Source organism: Enterococcus sp. 125944 (genome assembly GCF_051909435.1).
Taxonomy (GTDB): domain Bacteria; phylum Bacillota; class Bacilli; order Lactobacillales; family Enterococcaceae; genus Enterococcus_D; species Enterococcus_D gallinarum.
This window is the reverse complement of sequence record NZ_JBQASY010000005.1, coordinates 13941-32425: the sequence shown is the minus strand read 5'-3', so window position 1 is coordinate 32425 and position 18485 is coordinate 13941. Positions and strand designations below refer to the sequence as shown.

Genomic DNA, 18485 nt, shown 5'->3' with positions numbered 1-18485 from the left:
CTCCTTATTCTGGGTTGATATCTTCTAGTTTGACATAAGAACTAGGACCATCCATTTTGCGTTCAACAAAACGTAAAATTTGAGTTGCAGAGATTGTCAAAACGAGATAGATTGCACCGATGATCGCAAATGTTTGGAAGTATTGATAATTTGTTCCGGCAGCCGATGTTCCTTGGAAGAAAAGATCGGCGACACTGATTACGCTCAACACGGCAGTATCTTTGATATTGATGATGATTTCGTTACCTGTTGCTGGTAAGATATTTCGCATAACTTGTGGCAAGACAACTTTGAACATCGTTTGCCAGTGAGTCATTCCAATTGCTTGTGCTGCTTCAAATTGACCATCATCCACTGCAAAGATCCCGCCACGGACGATTTCAGACATATAGGCTCCTGTATTGATAGAAACGATCAATAATGCCGCAATCGTACGATTCATGGAAACACCAAATGCTAGAGCAGTCCCATAAAAAATGACCATAGCTTGTACCATCATTGGTGTGCCACGGAAAACTTCAATATAGATCGTCAATAATGCATTGATCAATTTTTGGAAAAAGCGACTTACAGGATTTTCAGCAGCTGGCAGCGTCCGAAAGACACCGACTAATAGACCAATCAATAATCCGACGACAGTAGAAACGATCGCAATGAAAAGCGTCAATCCTGCCCCTCGTAAAAATAGAGAACCATAGTCATCGATGATTTTTTTGAAATCGGCCAGCAGACCTTGATTCGCTGAATCTCCGCTGGTGTCCGCAGGCTGCTCTTCGATAGCCGCATCCATGAGTTTCGTGCGTTCACTTTGAGGGATCGTCGCTAGAATCTCGTTGACCTTTTGGACATCGGGGTCACCTTTGCGCATACCAACGGCAACTTGGACATCCTCTGGGTTGGTTTCAAAACCTTGACCTTCGGCAAATTCGATCATCTTCAGATCAGGATTTGCCCCTGTAGCAGTGACGCCTTCAGGACGTTCGCTGACGTACCCGTCAATGATGCCTGAAGCCAACGCGACGCGCATGGAAGAAAAATCTTTCATGGCTTGTTCTTTTTGTACTTCTGGAATTTGATCGATCACTGTGTAATGGAATGTATTTAATTGGGCGGTGATTTTTGCACCTGTCAAATCAGCTAAACTTTTCGCATTTGCGAATTTACCATCTTTTTGAACGACAACGACTAAGTTCGATTCGTAGTAAGGATCGGTAAAATCGATTTGTTCCCGTCGTTCGGCTGTAGGGGACATCCCAGCGATTACCGCATCAATGGTCCCTGATTGTAATGCAGGTGCCAGGCCATCCCATTGTGTTTTGACGATCACTAATTCTTTGCCAAGACCATCAGCGATTTTCTTCGCGATTTGAACGTCATAACCGCCAGCATAGGCAGACCCTTTCTCGCCAGAAATAGGTACCGCTCCATGGGCATCGGTGGTTTGGGTCCAGTTGAAAGGGGCATAACCCGCTTCCATCCCCACTCGAAACTGATCAGCTGGAGTTTGATCATCTGCATGAGCAGTCATCGATACATTGACAAGTGTGAAACAGAGGGCGAAAAATGCCCAAAACCAATTCATTTTCTTCATTTTCTCTTTCCTTTCACGAGTGGCACTACAGACAGGCAAAGGTAACAAAAAAACAGCCGTACTCCATGATTGGAAAACGGCTGTTGACAATTTCGTCGACAAACCTTTCACAAAACATAGCGCAACTTAGCCAAGCTAAGACAGTACGCAAGTTGTTCACTTGCGTCCCAACAAAATAATTCAAGCAAGAATCATTTTGTTTCGGCGATGTTCCCTAGCTCTGCTTTTGACGTGTTGCTTCACTCAGCAGGATTAATGAACCTCGCGACCTCTACCTAAATGTTAAAGGATACTCGTATTTGATTATGATACTTAATCGAGTGTAGAAGAAAAAGGTGGATTTGTCAATTCTTTTCAACAAAAAAAGCAGTCTCTTTTCTTTGGAAAAGGGAACTGCTTTTCTTTACTTTCGGCTACTTTAAGCAACTTTGGCTTTTGGTTCGCGGCCTAAGACAGCTTGAATAACTGTCAGACCTAGTAATAAGCCTAGAGCTAAATAAATGAGACTTGAGTATTGTGTAACGCCCCAGTCTTGACCTAATGTACGATAAACCAATAGAACGAGTGCTTGAATGATTGCTGTGATGACATTTAAGAAAGCAAACGCCCATAGATTTCCATTTTCTTTACGAGATAAATAGAAAATAGAGAAGTATAAGCTAACTGCCAACCAGCCGAAACTGATGATGATCATTGCCCAATAAATAATAGATGCTACCAATGTATTTCACCTCACTTTGATTCGTGAATAGTTTACCACGTTTTTTGTAGAATGTCATGAAAGAATCAATGAAATGAGCTGAAAATTCCAAGTGAAGATTTCCTTCCTGTTGAGGCTTTTTCAAGGGAAGGTTTGTGAAAAATCGCGGATGATGGTTATAAAAAATGGGGAAATTAGGTATACTATTAAAAAGTAGAACAATCACGGAAGGAGTTCAGCAAAATGTTAGTATCGATTGAAACAGCTGTCGAAAAGATTCAAGCTGCCGAGTCTATCACTTTTTTGACAGGAGCGGGCGTTTCAACCCCTTCCGGTATTCCGGATTACCGCTCTTTGAAAGGGATTTATCATGGCATTGAAGCGCCAGAATATCTGTTGAGTCATACTTGTATGGTCAGAGAGCCGGATAAATTTTATCAATTTGTCAAACATCTCTACCATCCTGAAGCAAAGCCCAATGTGATCCATCAGACGATGGCAGAGTTCGCTCAAGAACGGAACGTTTGGGTAGTCTCGCAAAACATTGATGGCCTCCATCAACAGGCGGGGAGTCAGCAGCGTATTGATTTTCACGGAACCCTTTACCGCTGTTACTGCCGTCAATGCGGTGCAGAAGTTCCTTGGCAAACCTATTTGACAGACTGGCATCATGCCGATTGCGGTGGACAGATTCGTCCAGCGATCGTCTTGTATGAAGAAGGTTTCAGCGAAGAAACAATTACTGCAGCTATCAACGCTGTTGCCAATGCACAGCTAGTGGTCGTGGTAGGCACCTCATTACAAGTCTATCCTTTTGCTGGTTTGTTGCAGTATCAAAATAGCCAGAATTGCTTGATCATCAACCAAACAATGCTTGAACAAAATACGACTCCTCAAGTTTTAGCAAGTGGGGAAACAGTTTTTGCAAAACTCTCACACTAAAATTGAAAAGGAGTATGGAGGCACATTATGACAGAACGTACAGAAAAAGAAAAAATGATTGCTGGTGAATTGTATTTTTCACCAGATCCAGAATTAGTTGCCGATCGCAAATTTGCCAGAGAACAAATGCACTTGATCAATCGGGAATCCGAACCGATGATCAAAGAACAACTGCTAAAAGAGACATTTGGTCAAGTGGCTGGCCGTATCTATATCGAACCGAATGTCCGCTTTGATTACGGCTATAATATTTCAGTTGGAAAAAATTTCTATGCCAATTATGACTGTATCTTTTTAGATGTTTGTCCCATTACCTTTGGTGATAACTGTATGCTAGCACCAAATGTTCGTCTCTTTACAGCTTCTCATCCATTGCATCCAGTCAAGCGTAATAGTGGCCTTGAGTATGGCGCACCAATTACAGTTGGCGACAATGCTTGGATCGGTGGCGGTGCAGTTATCCTTCCAGGTGTTCGTTTAGGCGATAACGTGGTCGTTGGTGCGGGAAGTGTCGTGACTAAATCCTTCCCTGATAACGTGGTGATCGCTGGAAATCCAGCTCGGATCATCAAAACCATTGAATCTGGTGAAACCATCGAAGAGATCGCAAAAGATGTCGCTCCCGCCACTAAAAGCACGACAGAAGTCGTTGCTGCTATCGATCATCAACGGGAGACGATCGATGCGATTGATCGAGAACTGACAGAATTATTAGAAAAACGCATGACAGCAGTCAGTGAAATCGTCCAATGGAAAAAACAGGAACAGACAGCAGTTCTGGATGAATCTCGGGAAGAAGCTGTTTTGAACAATGTTCGCCAGTCCGTTTCCAATAAAGCCTTCGAAGAAACGATTGTCGCAACCTTTGAGTCGATCATGGAACATTCTCGCACTTATCAAAAGAATCAATTGGAGGGATAATGATGGATGGAGCAACACGACGGGAAGCAATCATCAAGCAGTTGCAGGCCGCCGAGAAACCGATCAGTGCTAGTAAATTAGCGGGAGAGTTAGGTGTCAGCCGCCAAATCATCGTTGGTGACATTGCCTTGTTGCGAGCAGCAGGAGAGGCTATCGTGGCTACCGCTCGCGGTTACCGCTTAGAAGCTGCAAGTGAGACAGGTCATGTCAGCAAACTTGCTGTGCAACACCGTCCGGAACAAACAGAAGAAGAATTGTTGACATTTGTCTCTTGCGGAATCGAAGTGATTGATGTGATCGTTGAACATGAGATTTATGGGGAATTAACAGGGAATCTGCGGATCAAAACGGAACAAGATGTCGCAGACTTTATGCGGAAATACCAGCATTCACAAGCCCGCCTGCTTTCTGATTTGACCAATGGGATCCATCTCCATACGTTACGCTACCAAGAAGCAGCAGAGTTAGAGCAAGCAAAGCAATTGTTGGCTGATAAAGGAATCTTATACCAAAACTAAAGGAGAAGTGGATGCAAGATATTCTGATCATCGTTGATTTACAAAAAGGTGTGTGTTCAAACAATGGCACCAAACTGGATCATCTCGATTCGCTGCTGTTGTTTGCCAACCAGCGGATCCAAACTTACCGTCATGCACAACGCCCCGTTTTATTTGTGCAGCATGAGGAAGAAGAACTCGGCTACCAAACAGATGAATGGCTCTTACATCCAGATTTGGCTGTGCAAGCAACCGACTTGTTTTTGCGCAAGACTCATGCGAATAGCTTTTTCAATACCTCCTTACAGTCCTTGTTGACAAAGCACCATGTTCGCAGCATCGAATGGATCGGTGCGCAGACTGAATTTTGTATGGATGGCACGATCAAATTTGCCCATGGATTAGGGTATCAGAATGTGTTGTATCAGCAAGCAACGACTACTTATGCATCCGAAGGCTGGTCAGCTGCTGAAATCATTCATTGGTATGAGCGGATCTGGCAAGATCGCTATGCCCAGATTCTAGCATTGCCAAAAAATTCTGAAAAAAAATAGTGTAAGTGTCTAATTTTTACCTGAATGCCAACCGTTAAATTAGAAATTTCTAATAATTGGAATTCTCTCAAAAAATTAAATAACAATGATTAAAAACTCTGTGTAAGCAACCTTATACAGAGTTTTTTGTTTGCTCAATTTTAAAACAGAAAGGAGAAAAAAAGTGCTTAAAATTTTTTTGAAAAATGGATTACGTACTTACAAGTTTAGGAATAGTCAGCTGAAGCCGATAGGCTTTGTTGAAGAAGAAAAGAAAGGCTCGATTTTTATTTACTATTCAAAAGAAGCCTTATCTGTTTCCAGAGGAATCGTCATTACTTCTTTAGAAGCGATTGAAGAACAAGCTGATACGATTACACACTGGACGCCAAATGTTTATCGATATGGAGAATATACTGACACAAGACGATTAGTTGTTAAAGGACATTTTGAAAAAAATCTGCGTCAAATCAATACGTTTGTTGTTGATATCGATTCAAAAGAAAATCATGAAGGAGAAATTATCCTGGCATGTATCGATCAGCTAGGTTTTATGCCAACGTTGATTCTAGAATCCGATTTTGGTTATCAAGTCTATTTTTTATTAAGTTCACCGGCTTATGTTACAAGTAAAAGCAATTTCAAAGTAATCGAAGTAGCAAAGCGAATTTCAATGACTATCCGATCACAGCTGGCAAAACAGTTAGTCGGTGTAGATAGTGGCTGTAATCATTTTGGTATTGCTCGATTTCCGAATAAAAGAAATATTGTGTTTTACGAATCAGAGAATCAGTATTCATTTTCAGAGTGGATCAATTGGTCGATGAAAACAGCCTCTAACCAGAGAGGTGAAGCAGAAAGAAACGCGAAATTAATTGTGTTTCCTGAGAAAAAAGTATATCGCCAAGTGGACGAACCTTGGTTTGATTTGTTACTACGAAAAGCCAACATTATCGGAGGAGAGGGACGTTTAGGAAGAAATAATGTGATTTTCACTCTTTCTCTCGCCTATTTTTCTTCTGGTTATGGGCAAGAAACTTGTGAGTACAACATGTTTGAATTCAACGAACGCTTGAGAGAACCATTAGCTGAAAAAGAAGTAGAAACGATTGTAAAGAGTGCCTACTCTAGCAATTATCGAGCAGCTCGACGAGATTTTATCCTAGAATTGTGTCAAGAATGGATTGCTGCAGATATCCAGGAAAAAGAGTTGTTTATCCAGCGACGAGGATGGTGGAAGTTCAAAAAGCCACGAGAACAACGAGAATATAGTCACAAACATGAATGGCGAGTAGATCTTTTAGATTATCTAAAACGAGTAGAAGCCGAAGGATTAGCGTACATAGAAAGTACCAAAAAAGAGCTACAAGAGAAGATAGGCATTCCTGCACGTAGTCTTGATCGACTTTTAAAAGAATTAAAAGAAGAAAGAAAAATTTTTTATCGTAGTAAGCGTGGAAAAGGAGGAGGAATTATTTTGATGTCGATACGAACATTTTTAAAGCAGTGTTTAAAACGCACGCGAGATAAGCAACAAGTGTATTTGTTTCGGCTAAAGCAGTTATTCTTGCTAACAAATGAAGAATTAGAAACAACAATCGCTCCTTTTTTTAAAGCGTATCGTAGAAGTGATCAGCTAGACTTATTTGAAGCCGATACAGGCTGAAAGTAAAATACGCCAATTGCCTTTTACAATATATCTATGATAAGGAGGTGGTATTTTGTTGGAATTAACGCCTTTACATTTAGAAAGAATTTGTTGTGAAGTAACGCTATTCAATCGGCAGCGATGGAAAATCTCTCAACGGAAGCTTAGTCGGATTATTGTGGATGATTCAGGAAAGAAGCAAGTAATTGTTACAAGAGACCTAGGGATTGATGAAGAAGCGGAACTGTTTTTTTCGCAAATCAAGTCGATTTTCTTAGATGGAAAGATTGTGGCTTGTCGTGGTTGTCCGCAACAACCGTTAACCACTTTGCGAGAGCACTATGCAAAATTAAAAGAAATATACTGAACCAACAAACTAGCCTTTTTTCGTTTGTTAGTTTATTTAAAACTAGCGTGAAAAGCTATTAAAAAGCAGCGCACGGACACGAAACGTACTTGCTTTTCAGAAACATTTGATGATAAAAAGCAAAGCTACCTGGTGGAAGGAATCCCTTGAACTAGGGTTGAACTGAAGCGACACACGTAAACTGTTTTTTGATATGTTTTTCCAGATCCTTGACAACTGAATATCAACAGAACTTTCTAAGCTGATCAGCGTGCCTATTCGGAGCTTAGGAAGGATAAAACGCCTAAAATAGTACGGCTAGAAGAAGCGGTGCGTTTGGATGGGTGAGGCACATACTAGGGAGGAGAGTTGCGAAGACTCAGCTAGTACGAAAACAAAAGATGACGAGTAATCGTTCATTTGTTTTCAAGGGAGCGATTCTTTCTTTCTACGAGTTTGAGGTTGCGAACGCTAGAAACCTTGCGAGGTCAGACATTTCTTTGTTTTTTCTGTCAAAATAAGTAAAAAAGACAAACTAGCAAACGAAAAAAGGCTAGTCTACAAAAGAAAACGATTGGAAGGGAATGGAAATATGTCAATAAAAAAAACGAATAAGAATAAAGAGCCTAGGGTGGCAGTCAGAGGACCAAAGCACACAAGAACGGATGAACGACGACAGCAACGAACACCTACAGGGTTAAACTTTTTCTTGAATAAAAGAGTAACGATTGTGACTATGGACAGTAAGCGAATTGAGGGGATTCTATACTTTATCTCAACGTACGATTTTATGATCGCGTTACTAGACAAAGAAGGAACACGAACAGGAACATATATGACAATTTTTAAACACGCCGTAAAGCACGTGCGCTGTGAAGATCCTAATTGATCAATGTAATGAAAAAGAATGAGGATATGATTGAGAAACAAAGTCGGGCAATTGTTGACAGTAGTATTGTAGCAAGTCATTCGTTACTTTTCTTTCATAACCAATTCAATACGAAAAAAGTTTTGAGCGTTTTAGAATCCAATCGAAGACGTGCTCGTCATGGCTGAGGGGATTTGAAGATAGAAAAATAAATAAAATGTATTCGGTACTAAAAAAAGTAAAACCTATTGAAACCCTTTTCTTATGTAGATCTAATGAATATAGAAATTGAGTAAGGAGGAGTTCAAAAGATGGCTGAAACAAGTGCTGCAATTAGCCCTGAGACACATGAAAAGCCAAATGCAATCAAGCGTGTATGGAATGCACGACCCAAAGACTTTGAGGTGCGTATTTCTAATCGAATTGTGATTGATACGTTGGTAGATCGTGAGTATCAAGCAATTCAAGAAGAACTAAATGCTTTAGATGAAAAAGAGAAATAAGCAATAATAATTGCTTAAAATAAAAAATAACAATGAAAAGAGGAATGTGTAATGAAGATTTTACGAGTATTGGCTATTGGAGTGACTGTGGGAGGACTTGCGTTAGCAATGAATACTGAAAAAGCAGAAGCAGCTGAATGGACACCTCGTACAGTCGATCAAATTAAAGAAGACATTGCAAAAACACAAGGAAACAAATATACGATTGTCTGGGGAGATACCATGTGGGGAATCAGTCAAGCGACGAATTTGACGGTACAAAAACTCGCAGATTTGAACAAGATTGCGAATGTCGATTTGATTTACGCAGGCAATACGTTAGTCTTTGATGGGAATGTTGTGACAGCTAAGAATGATAAGGGAGAAACGGTTGCGCAATCAGTGGTAACCCCACAAGATAAGAATGATGCGAATAAACCTGTAGGTAAGCAAGAGCCTGCCAAACAAGCGGAAGAAAAAGCACAAGGAACAACTGCAAATAGCGGTAAAACAGCTATAAGCAGTCAAGAAATGAGTGGTGCTGTTAGTGATACAAACAGCAGTCAAACCGTGACAAGCGGTTCTGTTGAGGGGGCAACTAGCTCTACTGCTGGGACAACAGTTTCTCCAGGAATAGTAGAAACACCAGCTCAACCAAGTAAGCCAGCAGATAATCAACCAACGCAATCAGATCAATCAGTAGAAAAACCAACGACGCCGACACAACCAAGTACAAGTGGTGAACAAGGTGGATCGACCACGACTCAAGCAATTGATCCTTCTGCAGTAGTTGATCAGGAGCCTATTCCAGCAATGATTGGAAATAGTGGGAAAGTTTTTAATTCTGAAGAAGAGGCTATGGCATATGGTTGGAAAGAAATCAAAGATGAAAATAGTAAATGGTTTGGTTATGGTTTCGGAGTTCCTAGTTTATTAAATAAAGACCATGATCCGATTAATAAATGGTCAGTCGATTTTTATGAAACAGATCAATAAAATAGTGATGTGAAAAAAGCGAGAATTTTTCTCGCTTTTTTTGTTTGGAGGAATCAGTATGAATGAACTACCACGAGTGAGATCTCCGGATTGAATGGAATAGAATCTTATTTACGTCGTTATTATTTGAAATAGCGACGTTTTTATATAAACAAAAAATAAAGCAAAGGAGAAGTTTTTGTCATGACGAGAAACAAAACAAGTTGGTTGAAGTTTGCTTTACTAGCGGTGGTTTGTCAAGTGGCTTTTCTTACAGGAACTATGACAACACATGCAGAAGAAACAGAACCTTCTGTTACAGCTTCTCAAGTGTTTTCAACTTCTGAAGAAGCGAAAGTAACGGCGCCTGAAGAAGTAACGAGCCCAGAAGTATCTGCAGATGTGACACCCGCTACAGAAGCACCTGCACCAACAGAAAAAGCAGTCCTTGATGAAACTATTGGGGAAAGTCAACGACCCGGGGATAGTCCAGTTGAAACACCAATGTCAGCTGTAACAACGCCAGAAACAACACCTCGAGCACCTTCTGAACCAGCAGAAGTACCAACTGCTCTTGAGAAATCTGTAGAGAAAGCTGTGTCTAATTCTGATATAGATACAGAAGAAACGAAGAAAGAAACAGATGAAGCAACGATTGGCGTAGCACCTTCTAATGCGTCAATTCTAGAAGAACCTACACAACCAGTAGTAGAAGAAAACAAGGCCGCTGTTTCTGAAGAAACAAAAACTGAGGCCGACAAAGTAGTGAATGAATCAAAAGAAAGTGAAAAGAAAACAGAAGAACAGCTTACTTTATTTGTGGCAGAGTCCACAACGCGTTCTGTACGTATGAAACGTGCTGTAAGTACTGGACAAGTTCATTCACAATTAGTTACGCCAAGTAATGGGTTAAATTGGGGGAGTACAATTTTACCGAATGGACGATCTTTTACTTATGACCGTATTGAAATTTTTGATGTAGATGGTCATGTGGCATTTTGTGTGGAACCAGGGGTTCCGGGTGGATCAGGTACGTTTAACAAATCTGCATTAGAAACATATATCAAAGATGCGGCTATTAGAAAGAAAATTGCCTTGATTTCTTATTTTGGTTATGTTGGAAGTAAAGATAAATCGTTAGAACGTCGGATTGCGACACAGTTTTATATTCACGAAGTTTTGAACTCTAATTTTTACGGAACTAATCCAGTTTTAAATTTTGAAGCATTTAAACAAGAAATTGATCAAAAAATCAATAACGCAACAAAAAAAGCTTCTTTTAATAATCAAACAAAAACTGTAAAAGTTGGGCAAACAATTGAAGTTCCAGATACCAATAATGTGTTAAAAGATGTTGTGAGAATCAACACACCAAGAGGAATTACTGCCAAAATTCAAGGGAATCAACTAGTGATTACTGCAACAAAAGAAGCACCAGAAAAAGCGACAATAAGTTTAGATCGTTTAACAGTTTATGGTGCTCCAATGGTTTATAAAAAAGCAGGAGTTCAAACTATTGGGATATTAAACTATCCAGATCCTCTTTCTTCAATTTTAAAACTAAACGTGTTAAAAGAAGGAAATATTCGTGTCTTTAAAGAAGATGCAGAAACCGGTGTGAAAGCACAAGGCGCAGCTTCTTTAGAAAATGCGGTGTATGGATTGTATCAAGCCGATGGGAAGAAAATCAAAGAATTCACGATGAAAAATATCAATGGCAAAGTACAGGCAGAAATCAAAGATCTTGATCCTGGCAAATATGTTTTAAAAGAAATCAAAGCGCCGAAAGGCTATGTACTTTCTGATGAAACAATTGAAATTGTCGTTGAACCTGGAAAAACTGTCAATGCGACCGTAAAAGATCAAGTGATCAAAGGAACCATTAATTTAGTGAAAGTTGCTAATAAAGCCTTAGTCGATTCAACCAATCCAGACAACAAACCAAAATTAGCTGGTATTGAAATCTCTTTGACGTCAAAAACGACTGGTCAAGTGGTGAAAACAGTTGTGACAGATAAAGATGGTTACGCTAGCTTTGGTAAAAATGCTGTTGTTTTTGATACGTACATTCTTTCTGAAACCAAAGGAAAAGAAGGGTATAAACTATTTGAACCATTCGAAGTTACAATTTCTGAACAAGGTCAAACCTTCCATTATGTTTTAGAAGACAAAGTAATCGAACAACGTCTTAAAGTGGTGAAAGTGGATAAAGAAACAGGAAAAGTGATTCCAATTGCCAATACAGAATTCAAGATTTTTGATACCTTAGCCAATCGTTATGTCACAATGGAGATTCCAAATGATACAGAAACGACGGATATCTTTAAAACCAATGAAAAAGGCTTTTTCTTAACTAACGGTACACTTACTTATGGAAAAGATCGTTATCGTTTGGAAGAAATTAAAGCACCCGTAAATTACGTTTTGAATCAAAACCCATTGGTGTTCTCGATTACCAATGATACAGAACCAATCAAAGTGATTCATTTTGCGAACCGTCAAGCACGGAAAAACGTGAAATTGTTCAAGTATGAAGAATGGAACAAGCAGAAAACACCGCTTGCAGGGGTCACCTTTACTCTGTATAATCAAGCAGGAAAAGCTCTTGGTGAATACACCACTGATAAGAACGGTGAAATTCTAGTTAAAGACTTAGTATTCGGGGATTATTATTTCTTGGAAAATGCCCCGTTAGAAAGTTTCCAACCAAATACAGACAAACAAGCATTCACTGTTGCATTCAAACAAAATGCGCCAGATGATGGCGAAACGTTAGTGGTTTCTGTACGTAATTACTTGATTCCACCAAAACTAGAAACACAAGCGTCAAATAAAGCCGATGGTGAAAAAGTGATTGATCCAATAGAAACGATCGTCATTAAAGACAGTGTTTCGTATACAAACTTGTTTGTCGGAAAAGAATACACTATTTCAGGAGTATTGATGAATAAGGCAACGAATGCGCCAATCTTACAAGATGGCAAAGAAATCACAAGTACCTTGACCTTTATTGCAGACAAAGCCAATGGCACAAAAGATCTTGAATTTGTGGTTAATGCTAGTGTTCTGAAAGGTCAAACAATCGTTGTCTTTGAAAAACTTTTCCGTGATGGCATTGAAGTTGCGACACATGCGGATATCAATGATGACAATCAAAGTGTTCGGGTAAACAATCCAACGGTTCATACCACAGCTGTATTCGAAGACGGGTTGACGATCGCAGACCCAACGGGGCTGTTCACCTTAAATGATACCGTTGAAATTAATGAGATCCTTCCAGGAAAAGCTTACTTGGTCAAAGGAATCTTAATGGATAAAGCAACCGGTGAAGCCTTACTTGTTCATGGTCAACCGGTAGAAAGTGCTGTTGGCTTTATTGCCAAAGCAGAAAATGAAAAGGTAATCGTACCATTTACCTTTGATTTGACAGGTTTAAATGGTCGTGAAATTGTCGTGTTTGAAAGTCTTTTTAGAAATGACGAAGAACTAGCAAACCACAGAGACATCAATGATCAAGGCCAGACTGTACGTGTGACGAACCCAAGTGTACGTACAACGGCTACGCATAAACCAACTGGCTTAAAAGTGGTTAATCCATTAACGAAAGTCACCATTACAGACGCTGTGAAATACCACGATTTGATCGTTGGAAAAACATACACAGTCAACGGTGTTCTAATGGATAAAGTAACGGAAAAACCAGTACTAGTAGATGGAAAAGAAGTCACAAGTACCTTAACGTTTGTGGCAGAAAGTACCGACGGTACAGTCAACTTAGACTTTATCCTAGACGCACGTGCGTTACGTGGAAAAGAAGTGGTTGTCTTTGAAAATCTCTTCAGAGAAGGCGTATTATTAGCCTCTCATGCGGATATTACCGATAAAGACCAAACCATCAAAATCGTCAATCCAACCATTACGACCAAGGCCACCAATAAAAATGGTGGAAAAGAGATCTTAGCCTTGCCAAATCAAACTGTGTTGGAATGGGTCAAAGTAGACGGTTTAGCAATCGGTCAAATCTATCAATTGATTGTCCAAGGCTATTTAACACCAGACGGCACGCCATTTGAAGGCACACATGCAGAAAAAATCTTTACGGCAGACAAAGAAACCATGGAATTCTTATTTGAATTCTTAGTGGACGGACGTAATCTTGCAGGAAAAGGCTTGAGTTTTGCGGAATGGCTCCAAGCGAAAACGGAAGATGAGAAAGAAACATTTGAAGAAGTGGCGAAACACAATGTCGATCTAACGAATAAAGATCAAACGGTTCAAATTGTGGAAGCGCCAAAACCACCACAACCAGTGAAACCAGAACAACCACAACCAGAAGTCAAAGAAGCAGTTATGGTTCCAATGTTGCCAAAAACAGGGTCTGAAGACAATGGGTTATGGATCATGATTGGCACGATCTTTGTCCTTGCGGCAGGCTTGATTGGTTATGAATTATACAAGGGCAAAAACTAAAATGAACGAACAAGCGGTTAGACAACTAGCCGCTTGTTTTTGGTTAAATTTTTTCAGACGATTTGGATAATCAAGTAAGAGTATGAGAGTTGGTTATTGGATTACTTACAATAATCCAAATATTAAAAGGGGGAAAGCTCCTTACTGCTTATTCTTCTGTAAAAGGCAGCACAACTCATGTATGGGTGTACTGTCTTTTATTTATAAGTGGAGGTGAATCGGGATGTTTTCTTGTTGTGCTTGTTATACGGCAGAGGAATTAGGTGTTAGTTCTGTTCATTGATTTATGGAAATAAGCTGTATTTTGCGATTTCAGGCGTTTTAAGTGATCGATGAAGAATCCCAGTCGAAAATGTTTTTAAAGTCTCGGAGAACGCGATTTCGAGGTTGTTTTTTGATAAAACGCAATTTTTTAGAAAGAGAGGAGGACGTGTATTGACCTACTATGATTTTATCATGAATTCTTTGAAATCAAAGATCAATATGTTGTCTGTCAGTATCAATCGACGTCAAGAACAGCTGAAAAAGGTGAAACGATTTAGTCGTTTGGGGCTACAAGAAAGACGTACGTTGCGTCAAGATAAAAAAGAATTTTCCAAATCACTGGCTCGGTATAAAGAATTAAGAATTGGAAATCCCAAAGTAACCGATAGATATTTTGATAACCAGACAGAACAAAGACGAGCTATTCAAGAAACTTATAAAGGGCTAAGTGAACGAGAAGCAGAGTTGTTTCAAAAAATTAATCAATATCAACCGTTTCTTCCCAATCTCAATCGAAGTGACGAAGCAGTTGTCTTTGCTAGAGAGCTTGATTATCAAATCGGAAAATCAATAATTGGCTCAGAAGAAAACAAGCAGTTAAAATCGTTATTCACAAAAATTGAGCTTTCCTTTGGAAAAGAGATAATGAATGATCCGAATAATGCACATTTGAAGAAGTTATCACTATCACTCAACGAACCAAATAGGCAACCTACTCAATCACAAGAAACATCTAAAATACAATCAGCACCACAACGTTCAATAAAAATGCCATCAATGTAAAGGAGAAGAGAAATAATGAAGAAATTTATATTAAGTAGTTTGTTTAGTGCAACTTTATTAGTAGGAGGTGTGTCTCACACTGCTTTTGCGGAGGAAAATTTACCTAGTAATCCTACAACCCCACCAAGTGAAGAAGTGATTCCACCGTTTACTGAAGACAGTACAAGCCCAAGTGATCCAGTTCTTCCACCAGAACCAGGAGATAGTGGAACTGAAGGTGGTGATACAGGTATAACAACGCTACCGGAACCAGGAGATAGTGGAATTGAAGGAGGCAATACAGATACAACAATGCCACCAGAACCAGGAGATAGTGGAACTGGAAGCAGTGATACAGGTACAACCCCACCGCTAGAAACAGGTGGTAGTGGTAACACTGGCGATAGTGAGCCAAGCCAAGCAACGCCACCAAATACAGAGAATAGTAATGCAGGTAGTAGTGATATCAATAAACCAACCTCACCAAGTTCAGAAAATACCGACACTGGACATACAGGAACGACTCCACCTACAACTCATGTGGGAGTAAATTCAGACGGGACGATCAATTCATCGGGAAATGGAGCACAAATGACTCCTATTCAAACGAATGATGTGAATGAATTGACACACATTCCAACAGCTTCTACGCCAGTTGAAACCGATACGGGAGAAAAAATCGTTTCCGTTGTAGACGGTGTGGCATACAAACAAGCAAATGATGGAACGTTGACGCCTATAACGGCAGAAGTGAAGCAATTACCTAGTGGAAATATTACAGTCAAAGGATCAGATGGCCAATTAAAAGTTCTACCAAAAACAGGAACAAAACAAACAGTTATGATGACGGTATTAGGTAGTCTTCTCACGTTAGGTTCAGCTTTTGTTTGGTGGAAAAAACGAGTATAAGAAAACGATGAGGAGCTTTCTTGATGAAGGAAAGCTCCTATTTTTTTGAATCAAAAATAAAGCCTATTGACTAGCATGACATTATACAGAAAGGAAAAAACATGTATTTAGAAGTAATTACTGTTATGTAAAGTTTCCAGCGGTGAAAATATAAAGTAGCATGTTGATCGTTTAAATATATCTGAAAAAGAGAATTTGAACAGTTTTTCATTTACACGTATTGGTATTTTGATTAACACTACGCACAATCATTGCATAATTTTGGGGACAGGGAAAAAGAAACCACTGAACACTCTGATGCGAACGAAGTTTTAATGACTCATTTATGGAAAAAAACAATTAAACATATTGATTTTTATTATGAATAAGGGGGAGATTGTTATGATTACTGTGATTCTAGCAGAGAAGCCAAGTCAAGCCCTTGCATATGCGAGAGCATTTTCTTCGTATACAAAAGAAGACGGCTATTTTCGTGTAAAAGATTCTATCTTCCACGACGAAACTTTTATCACATTTGGTTTTGGACATTTAGTCGAATTAGATTCGCCAGATAAGTACAAGGAAGAATGGAAAAAATGGGCGCTAGAAACGTTGCCAATTTTTCCAGAACGGTATCAATTTAGTGTGCCGGAAGACAAACAAAAACAATTTACCATTGTAGTGGGATTATTACAAAAAGCAAGCACAATTATTGTCGCAACAGACAGCGACCGAGAAGGAGAAAATATTGCATGGAGTATCATTCATCATGCGAAAGCTTATACGCCAGATAAAGTTTACAAACGTTTGTGGATCAATAGCTTAGAAAAAGAAGCGATTCGAGACGGGTTTACACATTTAAGAGAAGGAAAAGATTATCTGCCCTATTATGAAGAAGCACAAACACGACAAATCAGTGACTGGTTAGTTGGAATGAACGCAAGTCCTTTGTATAGTTTGTTGCTACAAGAAAAAGGCGTAAGTGGAACATTTTCCTTGGGGAGAGTTCAAACACCCACTCTCTATATGATCTATCAACGTCAATTACAAATCGATCAATTTAAAAAAGAACCATTCTTTGAATTGGAAGGAACTGTGTTACACCCAGAACAATCCTTTAAAGTCACGTTAGAACCTTCTCAGCGCTTTAAAGCGAAAGAGGAGGTTTTTTCTTTTACAAAAGAAAAAAACGTTGTAATTGGCGAACAAGAGGCGACCGTTCAATCTGTCGAAAAAGAAAAAAAGCGTTCTACAAGTCCGGCATTGTTTTCATTAAGTAGTTTACAGTCAAAAGCAAATCAACAGTTTAAAGCCAGTGCCAATGACACGTTAAAAGCAGTTCAGAAATTATATGAAGCGCAGCTATTAACGTATCCAAGAACAGATACTCCTTATATTACAGAAAATGAATTTGATTATTTAAAGAATCATGTGGAGAAGTATTGTTCTTTCTTATCCGTCGACTTGCCATTGACGCAACTCGAACCAAGAAAACGATATGTGAACAATAAAAAAGTACAAGAACACCATGCAATCATTCTAACGAAACAAGTGCCAACGAATGAACAGTTTCAAAAACTCTCTTCTTTGGAACAAAATATTTATCTCTTAGTCGCACGAACAACGGTTGCGATGTTTCTTTCGGATTATGAGTATGAAGAAACCATTGTGAAAGTGTCTGTTGGAGAGTTACTGTTTCAAGCAAAAGGTCAAGAGCCAACCGTTCAAGGGTGGAAAGGCATTTTTCAACATAAAAAAGAAGACACAAAGACAGACACGAAAGAAGAAATTTTCATTCAGACCAAACTCCCAAAGATAGTCTCTAATGAAACAGTCACGCTTTCTATTAGCGTAGTAGAAAAGGAAACAATCCCACCTAAACCATATACCGAAGGTACATTGATTACGGCTATGAAGACTGCGGGGAAGACTGTTGCCGATGAGAACGAACAAGAAATTTTAAAAGAAGTGGAAGGAATCGGAACAGAAGCCACACGAGCGTCAATTATCGAGGCACTAAAGAGCAAAAGGTATATCGAATTACGGAAGAATAAACTTTTTATGACGACTAAAGGAAAGGTTCTTTGTCAGGCGGTGTCTGGTGAGAAGCTGTTTACGAGTGCGGAAATGACAGCAAAATGGGAAGAGCAGCTGAAACGAATTGGCCAAAGAGAAGGTACGCAAGAACACTTCTTAACGAACATTAAAAAGTTTCTCGTTCACTTGATCAAAGAAGTTCCTTCTTTTGTTTCTGAATTGGATCTAACGATCTATCAAGAAGAACATTCAGAAGAACAAAAAGCAGTGAACGTTGGTTCTTGTCCGAAGTGCGAAGGTGTTCTGCTTGAACGAAAAGATTTTTATGGGTGTTCCAATTATCCAACCTGTCGTTATACTTTAACAAACAATTTCCGACATAAGAAGTTAACGAAGAAAAATATTCAAGAGCTACTTGCTGGAAAAGAAACTACTGTCACAGGAATTAAAACAAAAGAAAAGAAAACTTATGACGCCATCGTGTGTCAGAATGAAAACGGCTATCTTGAATTTGTTTCATTTGCGCAGACAAAAAAGAAATCAACGAAGAAAGGAAAGTAA

General features: G+C 39.3%; 15 protein-coding genes and 1 riboswitch. Of the genes, 13 read left to right on the top strand and 2 right to left on the bottom strand.

Features of this window, described 5'->3' with window-relative positions; all coding sequences use genetic code 11:
- Positions 1–4: 4 nt before the first annotated feature.
- Together ACTFWY_RS05995 and ACTFWY_RS05990 are read right to left on the bottom strand one after the other, a co-directional pair.
- The gene (locus tag ACTFWY_RS05995; protein ID WP_003128126.1) at positions 5–1591 is read right to left on the bottom strand and encodes an ABC transporter permease subunit; all 1587 of its coding nucleotides are present in this window, start codon (positions 1589–1591) and stop codon (positions 5–7) included.
- A 109-nt stretch (positions 1592–1700) separates the two neighbouring features.
- Positions 1701–1873, bottom strand: a riboswitch (Lysine riboswitch).
- A gap of 136 nt (positions 1874–2009) precedes the next feature.
- Positions 2010–2312: a hypothetical protein gene (locus ACTFWY_RS05990; RefSeq protein WP_003128127.1), complete on the bottom strand. Its 303-nt coding sequence runs from the start codon at positions 2310–2312 to the stop codon at positions 2010–2012.
- Positions 2313–2534: 222 nt separating this feature from the next.
- Here ACTFWY_RS05990 and ACTFWY_RS05985 point away from each other — a divergent pair, with 222 nt between their 5' ends.
- From ACTFWY_RS05985 to ACTFWY_RS05925, 13 genes are all read left to right on the top strand, one after another.
- Positions 2535–3233 (top strand): NAD-dependent protein deacylase, encoded by a 699-nt coding sequence (locus tag ACTFWY_RS05985; RefSeq protein ID WP_003128130.1) that lies wholly within the window; start codon positions 2535–2537, stop codon positions 3231–3233.
- Between the two features lie 27 nt (positions 3234–3260).
- Positions 3261–4154, top strand: a complete 894-nt coding sequence (locus ACTFWY_RS05980; RefSeq protein ID WP_060813230.1) for a chorismate mutase — start codon at positions 3261–3263, stop codon at positions 4152–4154.
- Positions 4154–4672 (top strand): transcription repressor NadR, encoded by a 519-nt coding sequence (locus tag ACTFWY_RS05975; RefSeq protein WP_060813229.1) that lies wholly within the window; start codon positions 4154–4156, stop codon positions 4670–4672. The genes ACTFWY_RS05980 and ACTFWY_RS05975 overlap by 1 nt, the downstream gene beginning before the upstream one ends.
- 11 nt (positions 4673–4683) lie before the next feature.
- Positions 4684–5205, top strand: a complete 522-nt coding sequence (locus ACTFWY_RS05970; protein WP_003128133.1) for an isochorismatase family protein — start codon at positions 4684–4686, stop codon at positions 5203–5205.
- Between the two features lie 220 nt (positions 5206–5425).
- Positions 5426–6850 (top strand): primase C-terminal domain-containing protein, encoded by a 1425-nt coding sequence (locus ACTFWY_RS05965; RefSeq protein ID WP_025191765.1) that lies wholly within the window; start codon positions 5426–5428, stop codon positions 6848–6850.
- Between the two features lie 55 nt (positions 6851–6905).
- Positions 6906–7199: a type III secretion system protein PrgR gene (locus ACTFWY_RS05960; RefSeq protein WP_171335556.1), complete on the top strand. Its 294-nt coding sequence runs from the start codon at positions 6906–6908 to the stop codon at positions 7197–7199.
- 571 nt (positions 7200–7770) lie between these two features.
- A complete protein-coding gene (locus tag ACTFWY_RS05955) occupies positions 7771–8067 on the top strand; it encodes a hypothetical protein (RefSeq protein ID WP_060814850.1) in 297 nt (98 codons plus the stop codon).
- 290 nt (positions 8068–8357) lie between these two features.
- Positions 8358–8549: a hypothetical protein gene (locus tag ACTFWY_RS05950; RefSeq protein ID WP_010709820.1), complete on the top strand. Its 192-nt coding sequence runs from the start codon at positions 8358–8360 to the stop codon at positions 8547–8549.
- Between the two features lie 51 nt (positions 8550–8600).
- On the top strand, positions 8601–9524 hold the full coding sequence (locus ACTFWY_RS05945; protein WP_253263785.1) for a LysM peptidoglycan-binding domain-containing protein: 924 nt from the start codon (positions 8601–8603) through the stop codon (positions 9522–9524).
- Between the two features lie 183 nt (positions 9525–9707).
- Positions 9708–13973 carry a VaFE repeat-containing surface-anchored protein gene (locus tag ACTFWY_RS05940; protein WP_439926665.1) on the top strand — a complete coding sequence of 1422 codons (4266 nt, stop codon included), beginning with the start codon at positions 9708–9710 and terminating at the stop codon, positions 13971–13973.
- A 435-nt stretch (positions 13974–14408) separates the two neighbouring features.
- On the top strand, positions 14409–15020 hold the full coding sequence (locus ACTFWY_RS05935; RefSeq protein WP_171313869.1) for a hypothetical protein: 612 nt from the start codon (positions 14409–14411) through the stop codon (positions 15018–15020).
- A gap of 15 nt (positions 15021–15035) precedes the next feature.
- On the top strand, positions 15036–15908 hold the full coding sequence (locus tag ACTFWY_RS05930; protein ID WP_171313868.1) for an LPXTG cell wall anchor domain-containing protein: 873 nt from the start codon (positions 15036–15038) through the stop codon (positions 15906–15908).
- 381 nt (positions 15909–16289) lie between these two features.
- Entirely contained in the window at positions 16290–18485 is a 2196-nt protein-coding gene (locus tag ACTFWY_RS05925; protein ID WP_311831279.1) for a DNA topoisomerase 3, read from the top strand.

Bases quoted from the DNA above. Each gene is read 5' to 3' on its own strand.
- ACTFWY_RS05995 (WP_003128126.1), bottom strand. From the start codon at position 1,591: ATGAAGAAAATGAATTGGTTTTGGGCATTTTTCGCCCTCTGTTTCACA.
- ACTFWY_RS05985 (WP_003128130.1), top strand. From the start codon at position 2,535: ATGTTAGTATCGATTGAAACAGCTGTCGAAAAGATTCAAGCTGCCGAG.
- ACTFWY_RS05980 (WP_060813230.1), top strand. From the start codon at position 3,261: ATGACAGAACGTACAGAAAAAGAAAAAATGATTGCTGGTGAATTGTAT.
- ACTFWY_RS05975 (WP_060813229.1), top strand. From the start codon at position 4,154: ATGATGGATGGAGCAACACGACGGGAAGCAATCATCAAGCAGTTGCAG.
- ACTFWY_RS05970 (WP_003128133.1), top strand. From the start codon at position 4,684: ATGCAAGATATTCTGATCATCGTTGATTTACAAAAAGGTGTGTGTTCA.
- ACTFWY_RS05955 (WP_060814850.1), top strand. From the start codon at position 7,771: ATGTCAATAAAAAAAACGAATAAGAATAAAGAGCCTAGGGTGGCAGTC.
- ACTFWY_RS05950 (WP_010709820.1), top strand. From the start codon at position 8,358: ATGGCTGAAACAAGTGCTGCAATTAGCCCTGAGACACATGAAAAGCCA.
- ACTFWY_RS05945 (WP_253263785.1), top strand. From the start codon at position 8,601: ATGAAGATTTTACGAGTATTGGCTATTGGAGTGACTGTGGGAGGACTT.
- ACTFWY_RS05940 (WP_439926665.1), top strand. From the start codon at position 9,708: ATGACGAGAAACAAAACAAGTTGGTTGAAGTTTGCTTTACTAGCGGTG.
- ACTFWY_RS05930 (WP_171313868.1), top strand. From the start codon at position 15,036: ATGAAGAAATTTATATTAAGTAGTTTGTTTAGTGCAACTTTATTAGTA.
- ACTFWY_RS05925 (WP_311831279.1), top strand. From the start codon at position 16,290: ATGATTACTGTGATTCTAGCAGAGAAGCCAAGTCAAGCCCTTGCATAT.